We start from the raw sequence: 9,461 nt of genomic DNA on the forward strand, positions 1-9,461 counted from the left end.
GTGGGCTCCTGCGCGGTTCGGAGGGCATGGGTAAACGAAGGACAAAGTGTAGGGGCGGATTCCGGCCAATGTTCCCCGGGGTCCGCCCGCTATCCGGCGGGTGCCGCGCCGGCGGCCTCCCGCGCCCGGTACCGGCCCGGAGTCGTACCGAACTCGCGGCTGAAGGCGTGCGACAGGGAGTACGCGGTGCCGTACCCGACCCGGCGCGCCACGGCGGCCAGCGGATCCTCGGTGCCGCGCAGCAGGGTGGCGGCGAGGTTCAGCCGCCACCAGGCGAGGTACGCCATCGGGGGCCGCCCCACCAGGGCCGTGAACCGCCGCGTCAGCGTCGGACGGGACACCCCCGCCTCGGCGGCCAGCCGCTCGACGGTCCACGGCGCGGCCGGGTCGGCGTGCAGCGCCCGCAGCGCGCGGGCGGCCACCGGGTCCCCCAGCACCGCCGGCCAGCCGCCCGCCGCACCCCCGGACGCCAGCCAGGAGCGGACCATGTAGACGAGGAGCAGGTCGAGCAGACCGGGCACCGCGATACCGGCCCCCGGCCGCTGCCCGTCCAGCTCGCGGCCCAGCAGATCGATCGCGGAGCGCAGCTCGGGGTGGCTGCCCACCCGGTTCGGCAGGTGCACCACCGGCGGCAGCTCCGCCATCAGCGGGTGCGCCCGGCTGCGGTCGAGCCGGTACTTGCCGCACAGCATCTCCACCGTGCCCGCGCCGCCGCCCGGCGGCTCCTGCCGCCGCCACGCCGCCCTCAGCGACTCGAACGGCACCGCCCGCGCCACGGCCTCCGCGTCGGCGGGGGCGTCGGCGATCACGTGGCCCGTACCGTGCGGGAGCAGCACCGCATCACCCGCGCCCAGGGACACGGGCGGGCCGCCGTCGGGCAGCAGCCAGCAGCCGCCCTCCAGGACGACGTGAAAGCCGGCGCCGTCGTACGGGGCGAAGCGCGCGCACCAGCTGCCGCCCACCCGCACCCGGTCGGAGGAGGGCCTGCCGACCCGTACGGCCGAGATCGCGTCGCTCACCACATCCACCGCGCCAGCCTATCGAAGGGGCCCCGGTGAGCCGCTCTCGTATCCGGAAGAGCGCTGCGGGCATTGAGCCGCTCACCTCGCCCCTCATACAGTGACGATCATGGAAAACGCGAAGGCGGACGCGAAGGCGAACGGCATGCTCCTCGGCGACGTCGAGGTCATCCGGGTGATCGAGTGGCAGGGGCCCTTCGGCCCCGTCACGGACCTGGTCCCCGGGGCCGGGGAGCACCTGTGGAAGGAGAACGAGCACTGGCTGGTCCCCGACCACGTGCGCGCGGAGGACGGCCGTGCGGTGATGGCCCTGCAGACCTGGGTGCTGCGCAGCGGCGGCACCACCGTCGTGGTGGACACCGGCGTGGGCAACGGACGCGAACGCCCGAGCGCCCCGCTGTTCCACCGGCGGGAGGGCGATTTCCTGGGAGCCCTGGCCCGGGCGGGCGTCGACCCGCGGGAGGTGGACTACGTCGTCAACACGCACCTGCACGCCGACCACGTCGGCTGGAACACGATCGACGCCGCGGGGGAGTGGGTGCCCGCCTTCCCCAACGCCCGCTACCTGATCCCGGCCGCCGACGACCACCACTTCGGTCCGCGCGGAGGGTACGCCAAGGGGGTGCGGGAGGACGACCGGCTGATCTACGAGGACAGCGTCGCGCCCGTGCACCGGGCCGGCCGGGCCGTGCTCTGGGAGGGGTCCCACCGGATCGACGGGAACCTCACCCTGGAAGCCGCCCCGGGCCACACCCCCGGCTCCTCGGTGCTGCGGCTGGCCTCCGGCACCGACCGGGCCGTCTTCGTCGGCGACCTCCTCCACAGCCCGGTCCAGGTCCTCGCCCCCTCCTGCAACAGCTGCTTCTGCGCGGACCCGCAGCAGTCCGCGGCCACCCGCCGACAGGTCCTCGGCCGGGCCGCGGAGCTGCGGGAACTGGTGGTGCCGGCCCACTTCGGCGGCGGGGGAGCCGTCGAGGTCCGCCGGGAGGGGGACGGCTTCGGCATCACCCGGTGGGCGGCGTTCCCTCCGGTCGAGTGACGGAGGGCTGAGGGAGCGCGGCGGGGCCGACCGGGCCTGGCGCCGGATTGAACGGTCCGATCATCGGACTGTTACCGTCCGGGGCATGCCCGAACTGGTCGCCCCCACTCCCCGCCTGCACTCCTCCTGGCTCGCCGCTCAGGAGGAATGGGGCCCCGACGCCCACATGGACGGCGCCGGGCTCGGCGCCGACGACGACGTCACGACCCCGGAGGGCTTCGCCGAGTGGACCGGCAGGCTGCGCCGCCGGGCCGACCGGACGGCACCCGTCGAGCAGGGCCGGGTCCACGCCACCCACTGGTGGATCACCGAGGGCGACACCTACCTGGGCGCCATCGACCTGCGGCACTACCTGAACGCCTTCCTGCTCGACGCGGGCGGCCACATCGGCTACGGGGTCCGCCCCTCGGCGCGCGGGCGCGGCCTGGCCGGCTGGGCCCTGGGCGAGGTCCTGCACGAGGCGCGACTGCTGGGCATGGACCGGGTCCTGCTCACCTGCGACCCCGGCAACGCGGCCTCCGCCCGCACCATCGAACGGGGCGGCGGCGTACTGGAGGACGTACGGGAGACCCTGGTCGGCCCCAAGCGCCGCTACTGGGTCACCCTCTGAGGGGAGAGCCCGGAGAGGTCCAGCGCGCGCAGCATGGCCGGCAGGTCCCAGTTCCCGCAGGAACAGCCGGCGGCCACCTCCTCCAGCGCCCCGGGCGCGAGTTCACGGCGCACGGCGGCGTCGAGCAGCCGCTCCACCGTCTCGCGGTGGCCGGGGGCCGGGCCGCAGCCGCAGTCGTCCCAGGCCCCGTCGATCAGGCGCAGGAGCTTGTCGCGCTCGACGAAACGGCTCATCCCGCAGTCCAGGCCGTCGTCGCCCAGGTCCTGCGGATAGGCCGCGCGGGCCCAGGAGCCGCCCTCGGACCAGTAGACGCACCCCAGCTGCCAGCCGGCGAGCAGGTCGCGCAGGTCTTCGTACGGCAGCCAGTCCGGGCCGCCCGCCAGCATGTCCACGGCCGGCTCGTGCCACTTGACGCCGCTCGACTCGTCCTCGCCGTAGAGCACGTGGCGGCCGTCCCCCGCCGGGGCGAAGGTCCACCAGGTGCAGCCGCCGTCGTCGAGGTGGAGCCCCTCGTCGTCGATCCAGTGCCCGCTGCGGTGGACGCCGTGGCCCTCCGCCTCGGTACTGGCCTCCAGCACCGCGACCAGGGCCCAGTGGGCCCACAGCAGCTCGGCGGGAGGCAGGTCCCCGGGCAGGCCGGGACGGTGGATGGTCATGGCGGTGGGAACCCCCTGAAGTGACGGTCGTTCGGGCCCGAGCCTAGCGGGCCGGTGCCGGACGGCCGCCGCGGGCCGGAGCCCGCGGCGGCCCGCCCTCATCGGGCGTTGCGCTCCGGCAGGTCCACCTCGGCCGGGGCGGGGGCCGGGGCCGGGGCCGCCGGCGCGAAGCCGCGGGCGTTCGCCGTCACCGGCTTCTTGCCGCAGAAGGCCCCTTCGAGGGTGCCGCCCAGCGCGGTGTTGGCCGCGCCCTGGTTCGAGGTGTTCGCCATGGCGCTGAGGGTCCGGGCGCCGTCGCGGGTGGTGAAGGCGTAGGTGTAGAAGCCCTGCACGGTGCCCGTGTGCCCGTAGACCGACGTACCGCAGGAGAGGTCGTAACGGCGCAGGCCCAGCCCGTAGAAGCGGGTGTTGGTCGCGTCGGTGGGCGTCATGGTCAGCATCTCGTCCAGCAGGGCGGGCTTCACCAGCTTGCCCTTCACCAGCGCGGACATGAAGGTGCCGAGGTCCGCCGGGTTGGAGATCATCGCGCCGGCCGACTGGGCCCAGGAGACCGTCTGCTCGGTGGAGTCGACCAGCGGGGCGCCGGCCTCGTCCGGGGTGAGGTAGCCGTTCGTGTGCAGCCCCTTGATCTTCGCGTCGGGGTGCACGTACGAGGTGTTGCGCAGCTTCAGCGGCTTGATGATGCGGCGCTCGTACTCCTTGGCCACCGGCCGGTTCGTGGCCTTCTCGATGAGCATGCCGACGACCACGAAGTTGGTGTTCGAGTACTTGTACGCGACGCCCGGCTCCGTCGTGCGCGGCTCGGCCAGGGAGAGCTTGACCAGCTCGTCGTAGCCGAACACCTTGTTCCGTACGGCCTCGAAGCCGGGAACGGTCTTGTCGAACATGGCGTTCGTGTAGTCCGCGAGCCCGCTGCGGTGGGTCAGCAGGTGGCGCACGGTGATCCGGTCGTCGGGCAGCAGCCCCGGCAGGTAGCGGTTGACCGGCTGGTCCAGCTCGATCTTCTTCTCGTCCACGAGCTGGAGCAGCACGACGGTGGAGAACGTCTTGGTGACGCTGCCGATCCGGAAGCGGGCCTGCGGGTCCATGGCCTGGCCGGTGACCTTGTCGCGCACCCCCACCTTCTCGACGAAGGTCCTGTTCCCGTCGCCGATGCGGGCCAGCGCACCGGGGGCCCCGGCGGCGGAGGTGTTGCGCAACGCCTGTGCCACGGCCTCAAGATCGGGCTCCGGCAGGGTGGCGGCGGCCGCCGCGGCCTGCGGGAAGGCAGCGGGCGCGGCCTGCGCGGCGGTGGCGGGCACCACGGCGGCGACCGTGGCCAGCAGAGCGGCGCTGACGGCCAGACGGCGGTTCATGGGCAGGGGCACGTTGTTCCTCTTACTCGGTCGGTGCGGTTCCCGAACCCGGAGCCGGGCCTCGCGCCGAACGTTTCGAGGGGCGGCGGCCGGAGCTCCGAGTCGATCATGAGCTTACGCAGGAGGATGTAAATCCGGGCATCCCGGTTCCATCCGAAAGCCCGTCACTGTAAGCGGAATCAGGCCGTGCTGATGCCCCGTAGGATCCCCGGATGGCCACGGCGTACGTACTGGACGGCAAGCGGATCCTGCACCTGCGGCCGCAGGTGCCCGCAGATGTCGGTCACGACAGGCTACGGCTCGACTTCCGTAACGCCGATAGCCTCCGTTCATGACTGACAGCCCCCGGTGGAACGAGAGTCCTCAGCCCGACGAGCTACCGCCCCACCAGGCCTTGTTGGCGGGTACGGACTGGGCATCGACCGCCACCGTGTCCGGGAACGGCGAGAACCTGCCGGCGGCACTGGAACGCCTGCTCGACCCCGACCCCGTCGTCAGGACAGCCGCTGCCGATGAAGCGTTCAGGGCGGTGACCGATCAGAACACCCTCTACGAGGCTGCCGCGTCCGTGGCGTCGTACGTAGCGGCAGTCCTCCACCACCCGGCCATCACGGTAGGTGAGGCCGTCCCCGGTACCGATCGGCCGACGCACCGCCCGACCCTCGTGAGGCTGCTCGAATGGCTCGGCGACACCGCCCGCGACGCCGACGACGAGCGCGTGGCCATCGGCGAACGCCAACGCGGAGCGGGGTTCCTCGATGGATACCGGGAGATGCGTGCGTTCCGGGACCTGAGGCCGGTGCTCTTCTCCGCAGTCCGTCCCCTTCTCGGCCACGAGAACCCGGAGGTACGCGACACGGCTCTCGTCGCCGCCCTCCCCCTCGCAGAACACCCGGATCTGGCCGCCCACCGGCGGGATCTGGTCGAGCACGCCTGTCGTCTGCTGGCCACCAGCCCCGACAACCACTACCGAGCGCTCGTCCTGGACGCCATGAGAGCGTGGGGCCAGGACGTCAGCAGCCTGGAGAACGCAGACGACGTTGCAGCACGTGAGCTCCGAGCCCGTCACCTGGCGGAACACTGCTCCGCGTGGCCGGGCGACGGAACCGTCGGCATGGACGGGACGGCGTGGCCCTCGGCGGGCAGGGCGAGGATCCAGCAGGCGTCGGAGCCGGGGGCCGGTCCGGGGCTCCCCGTGTCCCACCGGCCCTGAACAGCGGGAACGCGAGCGCCGAAATATGATGGGCCTGGATCTTCGCGTGGCGGGAGCAGGGAGACCATGGACATACCCCGGAGGGGTCCGTGACCCCTCGGCGTCAGCCGCACCGGCCCGACAGTGCCGACCTGCTGAGCATGCTGGGACGGCTCAGCGCCGAGGCGCGGGAAGGGGCGCGGTTCCAGCACGCCCGGGTGGAGCTGGCCGGGGCCCTCCAGCGCGAGATGCTGCCGTCCTCCCTGCCGGTCCTGCCCGGCCTGCGGACCGCGGCCCGGTACGCGCCCGCCCAGCACGGCCTGGAGATCGGCGGCGACTGGTACGACGGGTTCCGGGTGGCCGGGGACGCCCTCGCCTTCTCCATCGGCGACGTCCAGGGGCACGACGTGGCCGCCGCCGCGTTCATGGGCCAGGTGAGGGTCTGCCTGCGCGCCGTGTCGGCCGTCGTCACCGACCCCGGCGAGGTGCTCGGCCGGGCCAACGACGTGCTGCTCTCCCTCGACAGCGAGCTGTTCGCCACCTGCACCCTGCTCCGCTACGACCCCCGCACCGGGGACCTCGCCAGCGCCCGCGCCGGGCACGTGCCGACCGTGTGGGCCACCACCGGCGGCCGCCACGGCCTCGCCGAGGACGCGGGCGGCCCGCCCCTGGGCACGGTCCCCGGAGCGCGGTACTCGGTCACCCGGCGCCGGCTGACCGAGGCGGGCTCGATCGTCCTGCTGACCGACGGCGTCGTCGAGGGCCCGGCGTTCCCGATCGAGGTGGGCCTGGAACGGGTGCTGCGGATCGTCCGGGAGGCGGCGGGCGGCGACCCCGACGAACTGGCCGCCGAGGTGATGAAGGTCGCCGACTCCACCGGCCACGCCGACGACGCCGCGGTGCTCGTCCTGAGCCACGACGCGGTGGGCCCCTGATCCCCGCCGGGCGTGTCACGCCCCGCCCCGGCGGCCGGGCTGTTGTCTGATGCTGTGGTGCGCACCCTGCAATGGCGAGGTCCGACCGAGGCGCTCCTGCGGATCATCGGGGTCGCCGCCGCCTACTACCTGAGCGGCCGGCTCGGCCTGCTGCGGCAGGTGGTCGTCGAGGGCTCGGTCGTCACCCCCCTGTGGCCGCCCACCGGGATCGCCCTGGCCGCGCTGCTCTGGTTCGGCCCCCGGATCTGGCCGGGCATCGCCCTCGGCACGTACCTGGCCATCGAGGGGATCAGCGCCTTCCGTCCCGTCGACCTCGCCATTGTCGCGGGCAACACCCTCGCCCCGCTGTGCGCCTACGCCCTGCTCCGCCGGGCCGGCTTCCGGGCCGAACTCGACCGGCTGCGGGACGGGCTGGCGCTGGTCTTCCTGGGCGGTCTGCTGCCGACGCTGATCAGTGCCACCGCCGGCGCCGGGACGCTGCTGGCCACCGGGAACCTGCCGGCTTCGCACTTCTGGGGGGTGTGGGCCGCCTGGTGGGCCGGGGACACCATGGGAGTCCTCCTGGTGACCCCGATGCTGCTGGTCCTGAGCCGGGCCCGGATGCCCAGGGACCCCTTCCGGGTGGCCGAGGGGGTCGCACTGATGGTCGCGGCGGGCGTGGTGACCGCCCTGGCCACCCACAGCCGCATGTCCCTGCTCTTCCTCGTCTTCCCGCTGCTCATCTGGGCCGCCGTGCGCTTCCAGCTGGCCGGCAGCGCGCCCTGCGCCCTGCTGGTGTCCGTGGTGGCCGTCGGGGCGGCGATCGAGCAGGCCGGCCCCTTCGCCCAGCACAGCCTGCTGGAGGTCATGGTCAACCTCCAGGCGCTCAACGGGGCGGCGGCCCTGACGGGACTGCTGCTGTCGGCCATGGTCACCGAGCAGAACAACGTCCGCCTGAAGATCGAGGAGGTGTGCGAGGACCTGGCCGAGGTGGTGGCCCACCTCGCCCCCGGCCGGCGGGACGAGTGATCAGGGCAGCGGTACGCCCCGGGCCGTGGTCCAGAGCGCGTACCACTCCTCGTGCGTGAGGCCGGACGGGCCGAGGGCCGCGTCGCGGCAGGCGCGGATCCGGTCGGGGCGCGCCGTGCCGATCACCGGGGCGATGCCCGCCGGGTGCCGGGTCAGCCACCACAGCAGCACCGACTCCGGGGTGGTGTCCTTCTTCCGCGCCAGCTCTTCGAGCAGGGCGGCGGTGGCGTGCTCGGCCGGGGTGCGCTGCCGTCCCGTGAACCGGCCCTGGGCCAGCGCGCCCCAGGCCTGGAGCCGGATGCCGTGGTCGAGGCAGTGCTCCAGCGTCCCGAACGGGAATCCGCCGGCCGCGCCGCCGGGGGTGTTGAGCAGGACCCCGGACTCCACCCAGGCGCGGCTGTGCAGGCTCATCTCCAGCTGGTTGGCGACCAGCGGCACGCCGAGGCGCGCCTGGAGGCGGGCGATCTGGGCGGCGCCCGCGTTGGACACGCCGAAGGACCGCACCAGCCCCCGGCCGTGCAGGGACATCAGGGCGGACGCGATCTCGCCGGGGTCGGCGAGGGGGTCGGGGCGGTGCAGCAGGAGCACGTCGACGACGTCGGTCCGCAGCCGTTCGAGGCTCTCCTCGACCCGCCGCACGATGCTCGGGCCGCGCAGGTCGTACAGGCCGGGTCCGCCGTCCGGGCCGGGCAGACGGATGCCGCACTTGGTCTGCAGGGTGATCCGCTCGCGGAGTCCGGGCGTCCGGGCCAGCACCTCGCCGAAGACCGCCTCGGACTTGCCGTGCCGGTAGATGTCGGCGTGGTCGAAGACGGTGATCCCGATGTCGAGGGCGGCGTGCACGGCCTCCTCGGCGGCATCCACGTCCCGGGGACCGTAGGGGCCGGGGTCCCAGCTCCCGCCCAGCCCCATGCACCCGTACAGCAGCCGGCTGCCGCCGCCCGCCCCCGCCACCGTCTCCGCGTCCGTCGTCACGGGCCCACCCTAGGCCGGGCGCTCAGTGCCGGCGGCGGTGGGTGCGGGCCCGGCAGGTCCACCGGGCGGGAGGACGGTACGCCACCGGGCGGCGCCCGCCGCCAAGATGCTCGATGACTCCTTGACTACTCAAGCTTTTTTGCAGATGCTTGAGCGGTCAAGGAGGTAGCAATGAGTGATGCGCTGGATGTGTCCCTGCGCCTGGTGAAGGCCCAGACGGCCCTGGTGCGACGGTTCGACTCCCGCCTGGGAGCGCTGTACGGAGTCAGTCTGGCCGACTTCATGGTCCTGCTCCACCTCGGCCGGGCGGAGGGCGGCCGGATGCGGCGCGTCGATCTCGCCGGGGCGCTGGGGCTGACGGCTTCCGGCGTGACCCGGGGGCTGGGCCCGCTGGAACGGATCGGCCTGGTGGTGCGGGAGGCGGACGCCCGCGACGCCCGCGTCGCCTACGCGGCCCTGACCGACGCCGGCCGTGAACGGCTGGCGGACTGCCTCAAGGCCGCCGGCCAGGTCGCCGCCGAGGTCTTCGCCGCGCCCGAGTGGGCCCCGGACGAGGTCGAGACGCTCAGCGAACTGCTCACGCGCATGGGCGGCACCGGACTGCCGGAGGACCACGCCGCGGGGGCCTGAGCGGCGGGGTGGCGGTCGTCGGCGTGCGGGCCGGAGGGGTTC

At 73.7% G+C, this 9,461-nt stretch carries 10 protein-coding genes; 6 read left to right on the plus strand and 4 right to left on the minus strand.

Annotated features, from left to right (window positions below; all coding sequences use genetic code 11):
• Positions 1-89: 89 nt before the first annotated feature.
• Positions 90-1,028 carry an AraC family transcriptional regulator gene (locus ACIPW5_RS09780; protein WP_401242765.1) on the minus strand — a complete coding sequence of 313 codons (939 nt, stop codon included), beginning with the start codon at positions 1,026-1,028 and terminating at the stop codon, positions 90-92.
• A 100-nt stretch (positions 1,029-1,128) separates the two neighbouring features.
• Between ACIPW5_RS09780 and ACIPW5_RS09785 the strand changes: the two genes are divergently transcribed.
• Both ACIPW5_RS09785 and ACIPW5_RS09790 read left to right on the plus strand, forming a co-directional pair.
• A complete protein-coding gene (locus tag ACIPW5_RS09785; RefSeq protein ID WP_401242766.1) occupies positions 1,129-2,058 on the plus strand; it encodes an MBL fold metallo-hydrolase in 930 nt (309 codons plus the stop codon).
• Positions 2,059-2,143: 85 nt separating this feature from the next.
• On the plus strand, positions 2,144-2,668 hold the full coding sequence (locus ACIPW5_RS09790) for a GNAT family N-acetyltransferase (RefSeq protein ID WP_401242767.1): 525 nt from the start codon (positions 2,144-2,146) through the stop codon (positions 2,666-2,668).
• On the opposite strand, the gene ACIPW5_RS09795 is transcribed toward ACIPW5_RS09790, so the two are convergent.
• The gene (locus ACIPW5_RS09795; RefSeq protein ID WP_401242768.1) at positions 2,650-3,324 is read right to left on the minus strand and encodes a hypothetical protein; all 675 of its coding nucleotides are present in this window, start codon (positions 3,322-3,324) and stop codon (positions 2,650-2,652) included. The genes ACIPW5_RS09790 and ACIPW5_RS09795 overlap by 19 nt on opposite strands.
• Positions 3,325-3,422: 98 nt before the next feature.
• Positions 3,423-4,679, minus strand: coding sequence for a serine hydrolase domain-containing protein (locus tag ACIPW5_RS09800; RefSeq protein ID WP_401242771.1), 1,257 nt, complete (start codon positions 4,677-4,679; stop codon positions 3,423-3,425).
• A 331-nt stretch (positions 4,680-5,010) separates the two neighbouring features.
• Between ACIPW5_RS09800 and ACIPW5_RS09805 the strand changes: the two genes are divergently transcribed.
• The 3 genes from ACIPW5_RS09805 to ACIPW5_RS09815 all read left to right on the plus strand — a co-directional run bounded on the left by ACIPW5_RS09805 (position 5,011) and on the right by ACIPW5_RS09815 (position 7,814).
• Positions 5,011-5,892 (plus strand): hypothetical protein, encoded by an 882-nt coding sequence (locus tag ACIPW5_RS09805; protein ID WP_401242774.1) that lies wholly within the window; start codon positions 5,011-5,013, stop codon positions 5,890-5,892.
• An 89-nt stretch (positions 5,893-5,981) separates the two neighbouring features.
• Positions 5,982-6,806, plus strand: coding sequence for a PP2C family protein-serine/threonine phosphatase (locus ACIPW5_RS09810; RefSeq protein WP_401242776.1), 825 nt, complete (start codon positions 5,982-5,984; stop codon positions 6,804-6,806).
• Positions 6,807-6,860: 54 nt separating this feature from the next.
• Positions 6,861-7,814: an MASE1 domain-containing protein gene (locus tag ACIPW5_RS09815; protein WP_401242778.1), complete on the plus strand. Its 954-nt coding sequence runs from the start codon at positions 6,861-6,863 to the stop codon at positions 7,812-7,814.
• Here ACIPW5_RS09815 and ACIPW5_RS09820 read toward each other — a convergent pair whose 3' ends face one another.
• Positions 7,815-8,768: an aldo/keto reductase family oxidoreductase gene (locus tag ACIPW5_RS09820; protein ID WP_401243138.1), complete on the minus strand. Its 954-nt coding sequence runs from the start codon at positions 8,766-8,768 to the stop codon at positions 7,815-7,817.
• Between the two features lie 192 nt (positions 8,769-8,960).
• Between ACIPW5_RS09820 and ACIPW5_RS09825 the strand changes: the two genes are divergently transcribed.
• Entirely contained in the window at positions 8,961-9,419 is a 459-nt protein-coding gene (locus ACIPW5_RS09825) for a MarR family winged helix-turn-helix transcriptional regulator (RefSeq protein ID WP_401242780.1), read from the plus strand.
• Positions 9,420-9,461 lie beyond the last annotated feature (42 nt).

Source organism: Streptomyces sp. NPDC090077 (assembly GCF_044747545.1).
Classification (GTDB): domain Bacteria; phylum Actinomycetota; class Actinomycetes; order Streptomycetales; family Streptomycetaceae; genus Streptomyces.

Coding starts and splice junctions, on each gene's coding strand:
- ACIPW5_RS09785 (WP_401242766.1), top strand. CDS start 1,129: ATGGAAAACGCGAAGGCGGACGCGAAGGCGAACGGCATGCTCCTCGGC.
- ACIPW5_RS09790 (WP_401242767.1), top strand. CDS start 2,144: ATGCCCGAACTGGTCGCCCCCACTCCCCGCCTGCACTCCTCCTGGCTC.
- ACIPW5_RS09795 (WP_401242768.1), bottom strand. CDS start 3,324: ATGACCATCCACCGTCCCGGCCTGCCCGGGGACCTGCCTCCCGCCGAG.
- ACIPW5_RS09800 (WP_401242771.1), bottom strand. CDS start 4,679: ATGAACCGCCGTCTGGCCGTCAGCGCCGCTCTGCTGGCCACGGTCGCC.
- ACIPW5_RS09805 (WP_401242774.1), top strand. CDS start 5,011: ATGACTGACAGCCCCCGGTGGAACGAGAGTCCTCAGCCCGACGAGCTA.
- ACIPW5_RS09825 (WP_401242780.1), top strand. CDS start 8,961: ATGAGTGATGCGCTGGATGTGTCCCTGCGCCTGGTGAAGGCCCAGACG.